General features: G+C 46.9%; 13 protein-coding genes. 5 read left to right on the forward strand and 8 right to left on the reverse strand.

Annotation, left to right across the window (positions count from 1 at the left end):
- Nucleotides 1-48: 48 nt before the first annotated feature.
- From mutT to AK966_RS09965, 5 genes are all read left to right on the forward strand, one after another.
- Nucleotides 49-447 (forward strand): 8-oxo-dGTP diphosphatase MutT, encoded by a 399-nt coding sequence (mutT, locus tag AK966_RS09945; RefSeq protein WP_099078875.1) that lies wholly within the window; start codon nucleotides 49-51, stop codon nucleotides 445-447.
- Nucleotides 448-560: 113 nt separating this feature from the next.
- A complete protein-coding gene (gene dapB / locus AK966_RS09950) occupies nucleotides 561-1370 on the forward strand; it encodes a 4-hydroxy-tetrahydrodipicolinate reductase (RefSeq protein ID WP_119464063.1) in 810 nt (269 codons plus the stop codon).
- A gap of 482 nt (nucleotides 1371-1852) precedes the next feature.
- Entirely contained in the window at nucleotides 1853-2992 is a 1140-nt protein-coding gene (gene carA / locus AK966_RS09955; RefSeq protein WP_099078877.1) for a glutamine-hydrolyzing carbamoyl-phosphate synthase small subunit, read from the forward strand.
- Nucleotides 2993-3008: 16 nt separating this feature from the next.
- A complete protein-coding gene (gene carB / locus AK966_RS09960; protein WP_099078878.1) occupies nucleotides 3009-6242 on the forward strand; it encodes a carbamoyl-phosphate synthase large subunit in 3234 nt (1077 codons plus the stop codon).
- 198 nt (nucleotides 6243-6440) lie between these two features.
- Nucleotides 6441-7220 (forward strand): TSUP family transporter, encoded by a 780-nt coding sequence (locus AK966_RS09965; RefSeq protein ID WP_099078879.1) that lies wholly within the window; start codon nucleotides 6441-6443, stop codon nucleotides 7218-7220.
- On the opposite strand, the gene AK966_RS09970 is transcribed toward AK966_RS09965, so the two are convergent.
- The 8 genes from AK966_RS09970 to gltB all read right to left on the reverse strand — a co-directional run bounded on the left by AK966_RS09970 (nucleotide 7156) and on the right by gltB (nucleotide 17816).
- Nucleotides 7156-8016, reverse strand: coding sequence for a LysR family transcriptional regulator (locus AK966_RS09970; protein WP_119464064.1), 861 nt, complete (start codon nucleotides 8014-8016; stop codon nucleotides 7156-7158). The two genes, AK966_RS09965 and AK966_RS09970, sit on opposite strands and share 65 nt — an antisense overlap.
- Before the next feature lie 134 nt (nucleotides 8017-8150).
- A complete protein-coding gene (locus AK966_RS09975; RefSeq protein WP_119464065.1) occupies nucleotides 8151-8771 on the reverse strand; it encodes a TRIC cation channel family protein in 621 nt (206 codons plus the stop codon).
- Nucleotides 8772-8847: 76 nt separating this feature from the next.
- Entirely contained in the window at nucleotides 8848-9672 is an 825-nt protein-coding gene (gene btuF / locus AK966_RS09980) for a vitamin B12 ABC transporter substrate-binding protein BtuF (protein WP_182852646.1), read from the reverse strand.
- The gene (locus AK966_RS09985) at nucleotides 9672-10625 is read right to left on the reverse strand and encodes a cobalamin biosynthesis family protein (RefSeq protein WP_119464067.1); all 954 of its coding nucleotides are present in this window, start codon (nucleotides 10623-10625) and stop codon (nucleotides 9672-9674) included. Before AK966_RS09985 ends, btuF begins: the two co-directional genes overlap by 1 nt.
- 14 nt (nucleotides 10626-10639) lie before the next feature.
- Complete coding sequence (gene mtnN, locus AK966_RS09990) at nucleotides 10640-11335, reverse strand: 5'-methylthioadenosine/S-adenosylhomocysteine nucleosidase (protein ID WP_005447825.1); 696 nt, start codon at nucleotides 11333-11335, stop codon at nucleotides 10640-10642.
- 65 nt (nucleotides 11336-11400) lie between these two features.
- Complete coding sequence (locus AK966_RS09995) at nucleotides 11401-11829, reverse strand: DUF1499 domain-containing protein (protein ID WP_099078884.1); 429 nt, start codon at nucleotides 11827-11829, stop codon at nucleotides 11401-11403.
- 90 nt (nucleotides 11830-11919) lie between these two features.
- The gene (locus AK966_RS10000; RefSeq protein ID WP_099078885.1) at nucleotides 11920-13332 is read right to left on the reverse strand and encodes an FAD-dependent oxidoreductase; all 1413 of its coding nucleotides are present in this window, start codon (nucleotides 13330-13332) and stop codon (nucleotides 11920-11922) included.
- A gap of 20 nt (nucleotides 13333-13352) precedes the next feature.
- Entirely contained in the window at nucleotides 13353-17816 is a 4464-nt protein-coding gene (gene gltB, locus AK966_RS10005; RefSeq protein ID WP_119464068.1) for a glutamate synthase large subunit, read from the reverse strand.
- Between the last annotated feature and the right edge of the window lie 451 nt (nucleotides 17817-18267).

Here is an 18267-nt window from a genome sequence, read left to right on the forward strand (position 1 = left end):
AGTCGCTTAGGCGGCTCTTTTTGTATCGATAGATCTAGGGATAAACCCATGAAAAGAATTCACATTGTTGCAGCGATCATTTTCAACCAAGAAAGGTCGCAAATTTTTATTACTAAGCGTCCCGATGATAAGCACAAAGGTGGCTTTTGGGAGTTCCCCGGCGGTAAAGTTGAGCAAGGTGAAAGTGTTGAGTTAGCGATGGCTCGTGAACTGGAAGAAGAGATCGGCATTACGATCACCGAGCAATCTCTGTTTGAACACCTTGAATATGATTACCCAGATAAGTCATTGAAATTTGATTTTATTTCTGTAACGCAGTTTGATGGTCAACCTTATGGAAAAGAAGGGCAGCAAGGTCGTTGGGTTGAAATAGGCGCATTATCAAACTATGCCTTCCCAGAAGCGAACGTACCGATTCTGGAGCGAGTGATTAAAGAGTTTTCTTAACTCACAGCGAACTGTCTTGTGGTTAACACGGGATATTGTTAGTTTAAAAAGATTCAGTGAAACGAAAGAGAACGAGAGTAAGCCTCGTTATCCAGAGAAGGAGAGAAAGCGCAATGGTTCGTATTGCAATCGCAGGTGCTGCAGGCCGTATGGGTCGTAACCTAGTTAAAGCATCACACCTAAATCCAGAAGCATCCGTTACTGCGGGATCTGAACGTCCTGAGTCTTCATTAGTTGGTGTCGATGTGGGTGAGCTTTGTGGGGAAGGTAAAATTGATGTCTTCTTGACCGATGATCTTGCTAAGGAAATCGACAACTTTGATGTGATCATCGATTTTACCTCTCCAGTCAGCACGTTAGCTAACCTTGAACTGTGTAAACAGCATGGTAAGAGCATTGTGATTGGCACAACAGGCTTTAGTGAAGCAGAGCGAGCATTGATTGAGGACGCGGCAAAGCAAGTCCCTGTTGTTATGGCTCCTAACTATTCTGTTGGCGTGAATCTTGTCTTCAAGCTACTAGAAAAAGCCGCCCAAGTAATGGGTGACTACTGTGATATTGAGATTGTAGAAGCGCATCACCGTCATAAAGTTGATGCCCCATCTGGTACTGCGATTGGTATGGGCGAAGCGATTGCAGGTGCGATGGGCAATAAGTTAAGCGATGTTGCCGTTTACGCTCGTGAAGGTATCACAGGTGAACGTACCAAAGACGAGATCGGTTTTGCGACGATTCGTGCTGGTGATATCGTGGGGGAACACACGGCAATGTTTGCTGATATTGGTGAGCGTGTCGAAATCACTCACAAAGCGACCGATCGTATGACTTTCGCAAACGGAGCAGTAAAAGCAGCCGTGTGGTTAAATGCTAAGCCATCAGGTTTTTATAGCATGACCGATGTGTTGAGCTTAAATGAGCTTTAAGTACATAATCATTCACCGGCGCAAGCCGGTTTTTTTATGTTTATCGAAAATGATGTAAAAAAATCTAGTAAGATTTTTGGCCTTTTTGGGGTAGGTTAAGTGTAATTTATGTGGCTTTTGTGGTTGTTTTTGCTTGAAGCGCCTAAAAGTTTGGTTTGTTTTTTTGGTGATGAACGTTTGCGTGATGATCACATAAATTTTTGTGAACTGTAATATGTTCAATTTTGTAAAATCTATAAAAGTGTCATCATGCTAGGTCTAATTTTAGATAAAACTTATTTTTTTAAGGCTCTTTGCTTGAAAATGGATTTACCTGCTAGAAAGCAATGATTTATTTTTCGAACGGTATTGACACTTTCTAAGTCCATCCTTAGAATACCGCCAATTTGTCAAAAATACCTGTTTATGTAGATATTCAAGGTAAAGGAAGGCAGGTTTGCAACTTAATTTATTTTTTATGCATTTTTATTCTGGAGGTTGTCTTGGGTAAATTAGCACTGTTAGTCCTAGAAGATGGGACAGTGTTCCGCGGTGTGTCCATTGGAGCAGATGGTATTTCCGTTGGTGAAGTTGTTTTTAATACCTCGATGACGGGGTACCAAGAAATTCTCACTGATCCTTCCTATTCTCAACAAATCGTTACTCTTACTTATCCTCACATTGGCAATACCGGAACCAATTCCGAAGACGAAGAATCCTCTTCAATCCACGCTCAAGGCCTTGTGATTCGCGATCTCCCTCTTATCGCTTCTAACTTCCGTAATGAACAATCCCTTTCTGATTACCTTAAGTCGCAAAACATTGTCGGCATTGCAGATATCGACACGCGTAAGCTGACTCGTATCCTACGTGAGAAAGGTGCGCAAAACGGTTGTATCGTTGCGGGCTCTTCTATAGACGAAGCCCTAGCATTAGCGAAAGCGAAAGAATTCCCTGGCTTGAAAGGAATGGATCTTGCGAAAGAGGTTACAACAAAAGAAGCGTATCAATGGAAACAAGGTTCGTGGACGCTCGAGGGTGGACTTCCTGAAGCGCAAGACGACAGCGAGTTGCCATATCACGTTGTTGCCTACGATTTCGGCGCAAAGCGTAACATCCTGCGTATGTTGGTGGATCGCGGCTGCCGCTTAACGGTTGTGCCTGCTGAAACTTCAGCAGAAGAGGTGCTGGCTCTAAATCCTGATGGCGTTTTCTTATCAAACGGCCCAGGTGACCCAGAACCATGTACTTACGCTATTGAGGCGACCAAAGTATTTCTAGAGAAAAATTTACCAATCTTTGGTATCTGTCTTGGCCACCAAATTCTTGCGTTAGCATCAGGTGCTAAGACGGTGAAGATGAAGTTTGGCCACCATGGTGCGAACCACCCAGTAAAAGATTTGGATCGTAATGTTGTAATGATTACGTCTCAAAACCACGGTTTTGCAGCAGACGAAGCAACACTACCTGAAAATCTACGCGCGACTCACGTATCGCTATTTGACGGCTCTCTGCAGGGTATTCACCGTACAGACAAGCCAGCATTCAGCTTCCAAGGTCACCCAGAAGCGAGCCCAGGTCCAGAAGACGCGGCACCGCTATTTGACCACTTTATCGAACTAATCAAAAAACACAGCGCTTAATTCGGAGTAGTAGATAATGCCAAAACGTACTGACATTCAAAGTATTCTTATTCTTGGTGCTGGTCCGATTGTAATCGGTCAGGCATGTGAGTTTGACTACTCTGGCGCACAAGCGTGTAAAGCTCTGCGTGAAGAGGGTTACCGAGTTATTCTGGTGAACTCTAACCCTGCAACCATTATGACTGACCCAGATATGGCCGATGCGACTTACATCGAACCAATCCAATGGGAAGTGGTGCGTAAGATCATCGAAAAAGAACGCCCAGACGCAGTACTACCAACAATGGGTGGCCAAACGGCACTGAACTGTGCGCTTGATCTAGAAAAACACGGTGTTCTTGCGGAGTTCGGCGTCGAGATGATTGGTGCAACCGCAGACGCGATCGACAAAGCGGAAGACCGTTCTCGTTTCGATAAAGCGATGAAGTCTATCGGCCTTGAGTGTCCACGAGCAGATACTGCAAAAACCATGGAAGAGGCATACAAAGTTCTCGATATGGTTGGCTTCCCATGTATCATTCGTCCATCTTTCACCATGGGTGGTACTGGCGGTGGTATTGCGTACAACAAAGAAGAATTTGAAGAAATCTGTCGTCGTGGTCTAGACCTTTCTCCTACCAATGAACTTCTTATTGATGAGTCACTTATCGGTTGGAAAGAGTACGAGATGGAAGTGGTTCGCGACAAAGCAGACAACTGTATCATCGTATGTGCGATTGAAAACTTTGACCCAATGGGTATCCACACAGGTGACTCCATCACGGTTGCTCCAGCTCAAACGCTGACAGACAAAGAATACCAACTAATGCGTAACGCTTCTCTAGCGGTACTGCGTGAAATCGGTGTTGAAACGGGTGGTTCAAACGTACAGTTTGGTATCAATCCGAAAGATGGTCGCATGGTTATCATTGAGATGAACCCACGTGTATCTCGTTCTTCTGCGCTAGCATCGAAAGCAACAGGTTTCCCTATCGCGAAAGTGGCAGCGAAACTGGCGGTTGGTTTCACGTTAGATGAGTTAATGAATGACATCACTGGTGGCGCAACTCCAGCATCATTCGAGCCAACCATCGACTACGTAGTCACTAAAATTCCTCGTTTTAACTTCGAGAAATTTGCCGGTGCTAACGACCGCCTGACTACTCAGATGAAGTCAGTTGGTGAGGTAATGGCAATCGGTCGTAACCAGCAAGAATCTCTACAAAAAGCGCTACGCGGCCTAGAAGTGGGCGCGACTGGCTTTGATGAGATGGTCGACCTAGACGCACCAGACGCATTGACGAAAATTCGTCATGAACTGAAAGAAGCAGGCGCAGAGCGTATTTGGTACATCGCAGATGCATTCCGTGCGGGTATGTCAGTTGATGGCGTATTCAACCTAACGCAAATCGACCGCTGGTTCCTAGTTCAAATAGAAGACATCGTTAAGCTTGAGCAAGATCTTAAAGCGAAAGGCTTTGCTGGTTTGAACAAAGAAGAGCTTAACAAGCTGAAGCGTAAAGGTTTTGCGGATGCGCGCCTATCTAAGATTCTAGGTGTTGCGGAAAGTGAAATCCGTCGCCTACGTGACCAGTACGACATCCACCCAGTTTACAAGCGCGTAGATACGTGTGCGGCTGAGTTCTCATCTGATACGGCTTACATGTACTCATCTTACGATGATGAGTGTGAAGCGAACCCAACAGACAAAGAGAAGATCATGATTCTAGGCGGCGGTCCAAACCGTATCGGCCAAGGTATTGAATTTGATTACTGTTGTGTACACGCATCACTAGCACTACGTGAAGATGGCTACGAAACCATCATGGTTAACTGTAACCCTGAGACCGTTTCAACAGACTACGACACGTCTGACCGTCTGTACTTCGAACCAGTAACACTGGAAGACGTACTAGCAATCGCTCGTGTTGAAAAGCCAAAAGGCGTTATCGTTCAATACGGTGGTCAAACACCACTTAAACTGGCTCGCGCACTTGAAGCGGCTGGCGTGCCAATCATCGGTACGAGCCCAGATGCCATCGACCGTGCAGAAGACCGTGAGCGTTTCCAAGTTGCGGTTGACCGTCTAGGTCTTCTACAGCCAGAAAACGCAACAGTAACCACGATGGAGCAAGCGGTAGAGAAATCTCGTGAAATCGGTTACCCACTGGTTGTGCGTCCTTCTTACGTACTGGGCGGTCGTGCGATGGAAATCGTATACGATGAGCAAGACCTACGTCGTTACTTCAACGAAGCTGTTAGCGTATCAAACGAATCTCCAGTACTACTAGATAGCTTCCTAGATGACGCAGTTGAAGTGGATATTGATGCTATCTGTGACGGTGAGCGAGTGGTTATCGGCGGTATCATGGAGCACATCGAGCAAGCGGGTGTTCACTCAGGTGACTCGGCATGTTCTCTTCCTGCATACACGCTAAGCCAAGAAATCCAAGACGTCATGCGTGAGCAAGTTGAAAAACTAGCGTTCGAGTTGGGTGTTCGTGGTCTGATGAACACGCAGTTCGCGGTGAAGAACAACCAAGTATACCTAATCGAGGTTAACCCTCGTGCAGCGCGTACGGTACCGTTCGTATCGAAAGCAACGGGTGCACCAATCGCTAAGATTGCTGCTCGTGTCATGGCGGGTCAATCTCTAGAGTCTCAGGGCTTTACGAAAGAAATCATCCCACCATACTACTCTGTAAAAGAAGTGGTACTGCCATTCAACAAGTTCCCGGGTGTTGACCCACTGTTGGGCCCAGAAATGCGCTCTACTGGTGAAGTTATGGGGGTTGGTGCAACGTTTGCGGAAGCTTATGCGAAAGCAGAGCTTGGCTGTGGAAATGTGTACCCAGAAGGTGGCCGTGCACTACTGTCTGTTCGCGAAGGCGACAAAGAACGTGTTGTTGACCTTGCATCAAAGCTATCTAAGCTTGGTTACCAGCTAGATGCAACACACGGTACAGCAGTCATTCTTGGCGAAGCGGGCATTAATCCACGTCTAGTAAACAAAGTACACGAAGGTCGTCCTCACATTCTTGACCGTATCAAGAACAATGAGTACACCTACATCGTGAACACTGCCGCTGGTCGTCAAGCGATTGAAGATTCTAAAGTTCTACGTCGCGGTGCACTAGCAGAGAAAGTGAACTACACGACAACGCTAAACGCTGCATTCGCAACTTGTATGTCACACACAGCAGATGCGAAGAGCACAGTGACTTCGGTTCAAGAGCTGCACGCAAAAGTGAAAGCGAGCCTAGAAGCGTAATAGATAAAAATCAGTAAGCCCGAAAAATAGGGCTTATATGACAACCTCATTGCCCGCTCATCTGAGCGGGCTTTTTTGATCTCATGAGAATTAATGAAAATCTAGAATAGGTTAGTGTCTTGAGTTTCCTTTTTCTCGTTTGTGAGGCGGTGTTATCGTTGCCTTCTTTTCGTTACACATTTTTACCAGGACGCATAAGTGGAAATCACTTTTGAGATTTTAATTGGATTGTTTTTTGTCGCATCAGTCGCTGGATTTATTGATGCTATGGCTGGTGGCGGCGGTCTATTGACTCTACCTGCTCTGCTGGCGGCGGGGCTAAGCCCAACTCAGGCGCTGGCGACCAACAAGCTACAAAGTTCATTCGGCAGTTTTTCAGCCAGTTGGTACTTTGTTCGTAATGGTATCGTTAGCTTGAAAGAGATGCGCCTTGCCATTTTATGTACTTTTATTGGCTCAGCCATTGGTGCTGAAGCGGTGCAGTATATTGATGCAGGAATATTAACTAGCCTTATTCCAGTATTGCTGATCGCGATTTCACTCTACTTCTTATTTGCTTCAAACTCGAAAGCCGCAGGCGGAGATCGGAAGCTTTCTGAAGCTATGTTTGCGTTATGCGTTGGTGGTGGCGTTGGCTTCTATGATGGCTTTTTTGGCCCAGGAACGGGGTCTATTTTTGCACTTTGTTTTGTTGCGCTTGGTCATTTCTCGTTAGTCGATGCAACTGCCCGAACTAAAATACTGAACTTTACCTCAAACATTGCGGCGCTGCTGTTTTTTATTCTGGCTGGTTTGCCAGTATTGGAAATCGGTTTCACCATGGCTATAGGGGGCTTTATTGGTGCTCAGCTAGGTGCCAAAGTCGTGGTGACTAAAGGCCAAAAGTGGATTCGACCTCTAGTAATTACCATGTCTATGCTGATGGCGATGAAACTTCTTTGGCAACAACATCAGCAATGGCTTCTATCACTGTTTTAACTCGTTCGCTGCGATACGCATTATGGCGTAAGCAGATGTGAATCGGGCGAATCAGCGGTGCTAGCTCGTCAAATGCATAGCAATACTCAGGTGCAATGTTTAAAGTTTTTACTATCGATTTGGGGATTAAAGCTGGTGCCATTCCACCCAGAGCCAACTGTGCGGCAGCAGTGTATGAGTCCATCTCCATTAAAGGCTGAATGTCGTGTTTGGACAACACAGCTTGCTGGTAAGTATTGGCTGGATTATTCAAATCATTGGTGAGAATCGTCTTTGGCATTTCAGTGAGCTTATGTTTACTGATGATAGAGAAAGGCTCATCCGCTAGATGAAAACTCATCAAACCATGATGTGGAGGTAAGTAGCCCGCGCAAAATCCCAGCGTGGCTTTGCCTGATTTAACGTTTTCAACGATTCGTGGCGTATGGTTGGTTGAAATTCTGAGGTAAGGATCTTGGGTCAAGCGCTCTTCCATGATCAAGCTGAGGTAACCTGCAACTAACGTTTCTGAGCAATCCATTCGAATCAACGATGTATCTTCGAGTTCTTGTTGATCGTGAATTTGACCACGTAATTCGTTAAAGGTTGGTTCAATGATACTGATCAGTGCAACAGCATCAGAGGTTAGCTTAATGTGGCGTCCACAGGGCTCAATCAGTTTCTTACCGAGCTTTTTTTCTAGATTCGCAATGCGTTTGCTCACGGCTGATTGGCTGATGTAGAGCTGACTGCCAGTGCGACTCATGGTTTTTTCTTTGCTCAGTACTAATAGCGTTTCAATGCCTTCCAGTAACATTATCTATCCATGAAAATGGGGAATAGTCACACCAATATAACCAAGCTTTCGGTCAGATGCTAATCGTGTGTTGAGAAATAAAAAGAGCCGATTTTTAGGTCGACTCTTCTCGAGAAACTTGCGATGCTGATTACTTATCGATTGATGGCAAAGGTTGGCAGTGACAAGTGCCAGCGAATTGCGCCCAGACGGATCATCAGCGTTGATATCACCCCAGCGAGTAAGGCTACAGAATGATCGTAACCCATACTTAATGCTGTGGTATGGAAAATGCCACCAATGATACAAGCCGTTGCGTAGACTTCACTTCTCAAGACCATAGGGACTTCACGAGCTAGCACGTCTCGAATGATGCCCCCGCCACAGCCGGTAATTACGCCCATGATCACTGCAACCATGCCTGATGCGTTATAGGCGAGAGCTTTCTCTACACCGATACCAACAAACACCGCCAAACCAATCGCATCACATACAGGAAGTACCCACCAAGGTAGGCGTTTAGGACGACGAACCAGAACCATAGTCAGTAAACAGGTGATGAAAATGACCCAAAGATAGGTGGTGTCAGTGATCCAGAATACCGGGGTTGCACCGAGCGCCATATCGCGAATGGTGCCACCGCCAATTGCGGTGACGCTACCGAGTACGATCACTCCGAAAGGGTCCATCTTTAATCGGCCTGCGAGTAAAACACCAGAAACCGCAAAGACAGCAGTACCGAATAAATCGATCATATAAAGCAGCATGGAGTCCATGTTACTTAGTACCTTTTAAACAAATTGTGGGGAACAGAAATAGGGTGGAAATTTTACGGGATTTCCAATGAAAACGTTAGCGTTTTTGCCGCACGCTTTCAAAGTGTTCACACACCTCTGTGATCGCGTTTAAGGTTCTTGGGGTCGGGCGGTTGATCAAATCGGCATTCAGAGACCAAACATGGCCATTTTTAAGCGCGGGGATGTCGTTTTTCCAGGCAACCCACTTACCATCATCACTCATTGCATGGCGAGAAGTGAACAGCACTTCAGGCTGGCGAGTCATCACTTGCTCGATGCTGACTTGCGGGTAAGGAGCAATGCCTTTGGCAAAGATATTCTCACCACCACAGAAGGTGAAAACTTCACTTGGCCAATTATTGCCCGCAACGGTGATGATCGGCTTTTCACTCAACTGATAGAAGTAGCGGACTTTCTCTTCGGTATTGTACTTTTCTTTTAACGCTTTCAGTTGTGCACGAAAATTTGCGGCGGTCTTTTGTCCTACTTCCGGTCTTTCACTGTACTGGCTGAGCTGTTCAATATTTTTGGCAATATCTTCTAGCGTCCCCGTTGTTGAAGAGTAAATAGGGATGCCAAATTGTTTGAGCTTCTCAAGTTCTTTGGCAGGATTCCCTGCAGGCCAAGCGATAACCAAATCGGGCTGAAGAGCAATGATGCGTTCAAGTTTGATACCTTGGTAGTTTGATACTCTTTCTAGGCCTTTAGCTTGCTCTGGGTAGTCACTCATCTCACTGACCGCTATCAGTTTGTCTCCAAGACCTGCGGCATAGGCGATTTCCGTTGCGTGTGGCGCCAGACTGATGACGCGTTGAGCGGGTTCATTGGCAAAAGAAGCGGCAGAGAAGAAAAGAGGAAGAGCAAAGCAAAGTTTGTTCATCATAGTCCTTGATAAATGAGTCCGAGGATAAGGCTTTGGATAACGATCCAAGCCAAAATACGCCATACAATGAGGGTTTGGATTTGTGCCAAATGAATAGCAGATGGTGCGATACGACCACCAATTTTTGCTCGTTCAGCTCTTTGACCTTGGTACAGTGCTGGGCCGCCAAGTGACAATTGAAGCTTGTTACCAATCGAGCACAACAACCAAGCTGGTCCTGGAAGCGGCCAAGATTTCGCTTGTTGAAGCATGGAGGTGGAAACACTTGATAGGTTTTTCCCCATGCTAATGAACATGGCAAATAAGCGTAAAGGAACAATCTCCAATCCAGCCGTTAGCTGAATAGCAGGCTTACCAAAAGGTGAATACTGGCGGCGACTTGGGGACCAAGCGCGAGCGAGCTCTGCCGTTAGGCGATACATTAATGCGCCAATTCCACCAGTAAATCCATACCAGAACAACACGCACACAACGTTACGCCCGTACCCCATGATGATGGTCTCTGCACCTGCTTTACCAATCCCTAAGAGCGATAAGCTGTCTGTATCGCGGTTAAGGTAAGTCTTGAGTAGTGCTCGGCACTGCACTTTGTTCTCATTCGACATTGCAGTGACGAGTTGTTTAGCAAGTGATTCGTTGTTTCGCCAGTCAAGAGCAATAAGCAGTAATGCCAGCTCAAATAAGGGCGCTTGCCAAACTAAGGGCTTCATCGCGAGCAGTAATATCAAACAGGGTACAAGCATAAGAAGCAGTGCGAGCCCGCCAGAGAGAACGCTTTGTGAGTAGTTGTGGTTGTTATTAACTTTATTCGCCAGTTGTTCTGCGAATTTATGCCACAAAGTTACGGGATGCGCAGCGTGTGGAATGGGGATTAATAAGTGGAATAGTAATGCGCCCCACATGACGAGGAGCGCACCGTTGGCATAGATCTGTTGAAAGGTTTCTTCCATGAAATCTGAGAGACTTACTTAGTCAGTTCCAGCATTTTGAACACCATTTCTGAAGAGCTTTTCGCTGCTAGCGGTAGGAATTCTTCGAAGCTCATTGGTGATTCTTTGTCTGCTACGTCAGAGATAGCGCGAACAACAACAAACGGTGTGTTGAATTGATGGCAAGTTTGAGCGATAGCAGATGCTTCCATCTCTACTGCGATAACAGATGGGAAGTGTTTACGAATGAACTCTTGGCGTTCTGCAGTGCAAACAAACGCATCACCAGTACAGATAAGACCACGAACTGCGTGAGTGTTTTCCATTTGAGCCAGTGCTTTTTCCGCAAGATCCATTAGCTTCTCATCTGCTTTGAATGCTGCTGGTTGGCCTGCCATTTGACCCATTTCGTAACCAAACGCAGTTACGTCTGCATCGTGGTGACGAACTTCTGTTGAGATAACAACGTCGCCTAAGTTTAGGCTTGAGTCAAAACCACCCGCTGAACCGGTGTTGATCACTACATCTGGTTGGTATTCATCAAGAAGAATAGTGGTGCCAACAGCTGCCGCTACTTTACCGATGCCAGACTGAAGCAGTACCACATCTACGTCGTTAATTTGACCAGAGAAAAACGTACAACCTGCTTTGTTTACGGTTTGGCAGTTTGTCATAGCTTCTTTCAGGATGGTGACTTCTTGTTCCATCGCACCGATGATACCAACTTTCATAACACTCTCTTTGGGTAAAATTTGTAAGTTGGCGAGAGTATACCACTCTGCACCAAGATGTGGTGCTATTTGATTAATTTGGCCGTGGTTAGCAGAGAACGCAATTGGTCTGCGCGTTTGCGATTGACGCCAAAGTCTGAATAGCCGACACGAGATTCGGAACGAACAATGAGCTGGTCGCCTTCGATCTTAAGCTCTAAATCGTCCACAAAGCGCATGATTTTAGATGTGCATTCAATACGTAGGTAATTGCCTTCTTTGAGGGCTGTCTTCGCCCCCGGCAGCTCAAGCGCCACTTGCTCAATCGCATCGATGTTCGCTGAATCAGTTAGGGTAAATGGCGTTAGATTATATTCTTCACGCGTGTCTTGGGTGGAAACGCAGTTTGGTTTGTCACCACAAGGTGATTGAGAACGATCTGTCATGGTTGTGACTCCTTGGCTACAAGCGGTTAAGCCGAGCAAAGTGATGGAAAGGAGAGCGACTTTTTTCATTATTCTATTCCTTATATTAGGAATTTAATTATATGTAATAAAAGAAAAAAGGATCCAACAATAGGATCCTTTTTGAGATGTTAGGTGTGATTAAACTTCGAGGTAATCGAGAATGCCTTCCGCCGCTTTTCGACCTTCATCAATTGCAGTCACGACCAGATCAGAGCCTCGTACCGCATCACCGCCAGCGAAGATCTTTTCGTTGCTGGTCTGGAATTGGAACGCTTGTTTTGCAGGGGCTTTGATACGACCCCACTGATCCAAATCGACATCAAACGGTGCTAACCAGTCCATTTTGTGTGGTTGGAAACCAAATGCCATGATCACGATGTCTGCCGGTAGAACGTGCTCGCTGCCTTCGACGGGCTCTGGACGGCGGCGACCTGCTTCATCAGGTTCGCCAAGTGCGGTTTTCACCACTTTGACACCCGAGACTTTGCCTGAAGCATCCACTTCAATCCCCAAGGGCTGCAGGTTGAACATGAACTTTACGCCTTCTTCTTTGGCATTTTTCACCTCGCGGCGAGAGCCTGGCATGTTGGCTTCATCACGACGGTAAGCACATATAACATTTGATGCGCCTTGGCGGATAGAGGTACGAACACAGTCCATTGCGGTATCACCACCACCCAATACCACGACGCGCTGTTTCGCCATGTCGATAAATGGCTGGTCGTGTTCTAAGCCCATCACTTTGTAAGTATTGGAAATCAAGAATGGCAGAGCATCGTAAACGCCCGGCGCGCCCTCATTTTCTAATCCAGCACGCATGTACTGGTAAGTACCAACCCCCAAAAAGACGGCATCGTACTTATCAAGCAGCTCTTGCATGTACACATCTTTGCCTACTTCGACATTCATACGGAACTCTACGCCCATCTCGGTAAAGACGCGGCGACGGTTTTCCATCACGCCTTTTTCAAGCTTGAATGAAGGAATACCGAAGGTCAGTAGACCTCCAATTTCAGGATAGCGGTCAAATACGACAGGTTTCACGCCATTGCGCACAAGTATATCGGCGGCGGCCAAGCCTGCTGGCCCTGCACCAATGATGGCAACCTTTTTATCGGTCCATTCCACTTTGGACATGTCAGGCTTCCAGCCCATTTCGAACGCTTTGTCGGTAATGTATTTTTCAATGTTACCGATGGTGACAGCGCCAAAGTCATCATTGAGGGTGCAAGAGCCTTCACACAGACGATCTTGCGGACAAACTCGACCACAAACCTCTGGCAAGCTGTTGGTTTGGTGTGACAGCTCAACGGCTTCAAGGATACGACCTTCATTGGCAAGTTTTAGCCATTGAGGGATGTAGTTGTGGACTGGGCACTTCCACTCACAATATGGGTTACCACAATCCAAGCAGCGATCCGCTTGCGCGGTCGCTTGTTGCTTGGTAAACGGTTCATAGATTTCAACGAACTCGATCTTACGAATTTTGATGGGTTTCTTCGCAGGATCAACGCGCTGGACATCGATAAATTGGTAAACGTTCTGGCTCATGATTCAAACATCCTCCATGATTACTGGGCTTGAACGCGCAGTTCTGCGGCGCTACGACTTTGGTGACCAAGCAGGGTGCGTAAGTCTGCTGCTTGTGGTTTCACCAAGTAGAACTTTGGAATCCATTCATCAAAGTTCGCCAAGATATCTTCTGCGTAGCTTGAGCCGGTTTCTTCAAGATGCTCAGCAATCAGACCACGTAAGTGCTCTTGGTGGATGTAGAGATCCGACAGAGAAATTGCTTCAATTGATTCGCTGTTCACGCGACCTTGGAAGTCTTGGTTCTCATCCAATACGTAAGCAAAACCGCCAGTCATGCCCGCACCAAAGTTGACGCCTGTCGCGCCAAGAATGGCGATGATACCGCCGGTCATGTATTCACAGGCGTTATCGCCTGCACCTTCAATGACGGCAATCGTGCCTGAGTTACGCACGCCGAAACGCTCACCTGCTTTACCTGCTGCGAACAGTTTGCCGCCCGTTGCGCCATACAAGCAGGTGTTACCAATGATGGTCGCTTCATTACACTTAAACGCCGTGCCAAGGTGAGGCTTGATCACGACCTTACCACCAGCCATGCCTTTGCCGACGTAGTCGTTCGCATCACCAGTGAGGTAAAGCTCTACGCCACCCGCGTTCCAAACACCAAAGGATTGCCCTGCGGTTCCATCTAGGTACAACTTGATTGGCGTTGCCGCCATGCCTTGGTTGCCGTAACGCTGAGCAATTTCACCCGATAGGCGAGCGCCGACAGAACGGTCGGTGTTGATCACGTTGTAAAAGAAGCTTGCTGATTGACGTTTCTCAACTGCTTGCAATGCGTCTTCAACGATCTTCTGGTTTAGCTCCGCTTTATCAAATGGTTTGTTTGGCTGTGTCCAGTAAAGGGGATGTCCCTCTGGAGAGACTGGCGCTTCGAGAATATTGGAGAGATCCAACTTTGATTGTTTCGCTGTCAGACCTTCAACGGTTTCCAACAAATCCGTACGACCAATCAAGTCAGTCAGTTTTTCAGCCCCAAGTTCCGCGAGCAATCCACGCACTTCGTCCGCCAGACCAATGAAGTAGTTCATTACCATTTCCGGTAGACCTTTGAAGTACTCTTTACGCAGTGTCTCGTCTTGAGTTGCAACTCCAGTTGCACAGTTGTTGAGGTGACAAATACGTAGGAACTTACAACCCATTGCCACCATTGGCGCAGTACCAAAACCGAAGCTTTCTGCACCTAGAATTGCCGCTTTAACCACGTCTAGGCCGGTCTTTAGACCACCATCTACTTGCAGGCGGATCTTATGGCGCAGACCATTAGCAACCAGTGCTTGTTGTGTCTCCGCCAGTCCCAACTCCCAAGGGCTACCAGCGTATTTCACTGAAGTTAGCGGACTTGCTGCGGTACCACCGTCGTAGCCGGAGATGGTAATGAGATCAGCGTAAGCTTTCGCTACCCCCGTTGCGATGGTGCCAACGCCTGGCTCAGAGACTAACTTCACTGAAACTAGCGCATTGGGGTTGACTTGTTTCAGGTCGAAGATCAGTTGGGCTAAATCTTCAATAGAATAAATATCGTGGTGCGGAGGAGGGGAGATCAGAGTAACCCCTTGTACCGAATAACGCAGCTTAGCGATTTCGGCTGTGACTTTGTGTCCTGGCAGCTGGCCACCTTCTCCCGGTTTCGCACCCTGTGCAATCTTGATTTGCAGTACGTCCGCATTAGTTAGGTAATGAGGCGTTACACCAAATCGACCTGAAGCAATTTGTTTGATGCGCGAATTACGCTCAGTACCGAAGCGACGAGGATCTTCACCGCCTTCACCCGAGTTAGAGTAACCACCAAGGCGGTTCATCGCTGTTGCAAGCGCTTCGTGCGCTTCTGGGCTAAGTGCGCCAATCGACATTGCTGCCGAGTCAAAGCGTTTGAACAGTTCAGTGCTTGGCTCGATTTGCTCAAGTGGTAGCGGTGAATCTGATTTTTTCAGCGACATTAAGTCACGCAGCATGGCAACAGGACGTTGGTTTACCTGTTTAGCAAAGCTCTGATAATCGTTGCTTTCACCTGATTTCACTGCGGTTTGCAGTGTGCCGACCACATCTGGGTTGTATGCGTGATATTCGCCACCGTGGACGTATTTCAGTAAACCGCCATGCTCGATGGCTTTACGTTTCGCCCAAGCTTTACGGGAAAGGTTGTACAAGTCTTGTTGGAAGTCGTCGAAGTTCGCGCCCTCAATGCGAGTGGTTACGCCTTTAAAGCATAAGTCGACCACTTCTTGGCTCAAACCAACGGCTTCAAACAGTTGTGAGCAGCGGTAAGAGGCGATGGTCGAGATACCCATTTTCGACATGATCTTGTACAGACCTTTGTTGATGCCTTGTTGATAGTTTTGCATCACATCGCGATAGTATTTTTCTAGTGCTTTATCATCAATCAGTTTACCTAGCGTTTCATACGCAAGGTATGGATAAACCGCAGTGGCACCAAAGCCAAGCAAGACCGCAAATTGGTGTGGGTCACGTGCTGTGGCGGTCTCAACAACAATGTTGGCATCACAACGTAGGTTCGCATCGATCAGGCGAGTTTGAACCGCACCGACCGCCATTGCTGCAGGAATTGGCAGTTTGCCTTTGACCAACGCGCGATCCGAAAGCACCACTAGTACCGTGCCTTCACGGACGACTTGTTCTGCTTGATCACACAGTTCATCAATGGCTTGTTTTAGATTTTTCTGCTGTGGATCATAGTTGATATCGAGAATGGTATTACGGTAGTGATCGTCACCAAGCTCGAGTAACTGTTGCATGTCGGAATAAAGCAACACTGGCGAATCGAAGGTCACTCGATATGCGTGACCATCGGTTTCACAGAAGACGTTCATCTCCTGACCGATGCTAGTCGCCAGTGACATTACGTGTTTCTCACGCAGAGGATCGATTGGCGGGTTGGTTACCTGGGCGAACTTCTGGCGGAAGTAATCAGTTACCAAGCGCTCTTTAGAAGACAGAACGGCGATTGGGGTGTCATCACCCATAGAGCCGACCGCTTCTTGGCCCATATCACCAAGGACACGCAGTACTTGATCGACTTCTTCATTGCTCATGGCGAATTGCTTTTGATAAGTCTTAAGCAAATCTTCATCAAAGCTGCGCTCGCCCACTTGATCTTCAGGTAGCTGAGCAAAAGGTGTGAGCTTATGAACGTTGTTCTCCATCCATTTGCGATAAGGGTGACGAGATTTCAGATCGTTATCGATCTCGCGAGACTGCCAAAGTTTACCTTTACGGGTGTCTATAACCAGTAGTTCACCCGGACCAACGCGTCCTTTCTCGGCAACTTCATCGGGAGCGTAATCCCAAATCCCCACCTCAGATGCTAGGGTGATCAACTTGTCTTTGGTAATCACATAACGAGCAGGACGCAGACCATTTCTATCGAGGTTACAGGCAGCGTAACGGCCATCGGATAGTACGATACCTGCCGGGCCATCCCATGGTTCCATGTGTTTGGAGTTGAAGTCGTAGAACGCTCGCAGATCCGGATCCATGTCTGGGTGATTTTGCCATGCTGGTGGCACAAGCATGCGCATGGCACGGAATATATCCATGCCGCCAGCTAAAAAGAGGTCTAGCATATTATCGAGGCTGGAAGAATCTGAACCTGTCTCGTTAACAAATGGTGCTGCCGTTTGTAGATCTGGCAACAGTGGTGATGAGAACTTGTAAGCACGTGCTCGCGCCCATTGGCGGTTACCTTCAATGGTGTTGATCTCACCATTGTGAGCAAGGTAACGAAACGGCTGAGCCAGTGGCCAACGTGGCTGAGTATTGGTTGAAAAACGCTGGTGGAACAGGCAGATAGCGGATTCCATGCGTAGATCAGCAAGATCAAGATAGAAGCGTGGTAAGTCTGCAGGCATACACAAACCTTTGTACACCAAAACCTGTGTAGACAGGCTACAGATGTAAAAATCTGGATCTTCTGTGATTTGTTTCTCGATGCGACGGCGTGCGATATAGAGGCGACGTTCAATGTCACGCTCGCGCCAACCTGCCGGTGCAGAGATAAAGACTTGCTGAATATTTGGAAGCGAATCAGCGGCAATAGGCCCGAGGACTTCTGAGTTGGTTGGAACCTTACGCCAGCCTGCAATGGTTAAGGTTTCTTGGGCGAGCTCTTTATTGACGATGTTTTTAGCGAGCTGAGCTTTCACCGGATCTTGGTTGAAGAAAATCATCCCTACGGCGTATTGCTTACCAAGATTGAAACCACTTTCTTCGGCGATAAGGCGTAAATAGGAGTCGGGCTTTTGAAACAAAAGACCACAACCATCACCGGTTTTGCCATCGGCGGCGATACCACCACGGTGAGTCATGCGATCAAGTGCAGAAATTGCTGTACGTACCAACTTGTGACTTTGTTCGCCTTCCATGTGCGCGATTAAGCCAAATCCACAGTTGTCTTTCTCAAGACTTGGATCATAAAGAGCCATTGCAATTCTCCCTTTGCTTATCTGTCATCCCTACAGATATATCAACACTGCTCAAGTTGATAACGATGACTAACTACGCGTCACTTTCTAAGTTTTATGTATTTCTATTCAATAAAATTCGTTAAATATATTAACAAAAGTTGTGTGTTTTATTTGCACCAAATTCACAACCTATAGCTTATTGTAAAAAAGGTCAAGTTATTAGTGAATCATCGCGCGAATATGCGATTTACCATTTAATTGGCTAAAATAATTCAAGTAATTCAGCGGTATAGGCTATTTAATGTTACGGAGTCTTAACATTTGGTCTTGAGGGAAATAAAAAAGACCAGCACAAAATGCTGGTCAAAATATAAAGATTGGAAGGAACGGTCTTCTTTCCTGATAATCAGCCATCTATAGTGCTGATGGCTGGATTTACGGCTCGAAAAGAAGAAGTGAGCGAACTCTG

Origin of the sequence: Vibrio sp. PID23_8 (assembly GCF_003584965.1) — a bacterium.
Lineage (GTDB): Bacteria > Pseudomonadota > Gammaproteobacteria > Enterobacterales > Vibrionaceae > Vibrio.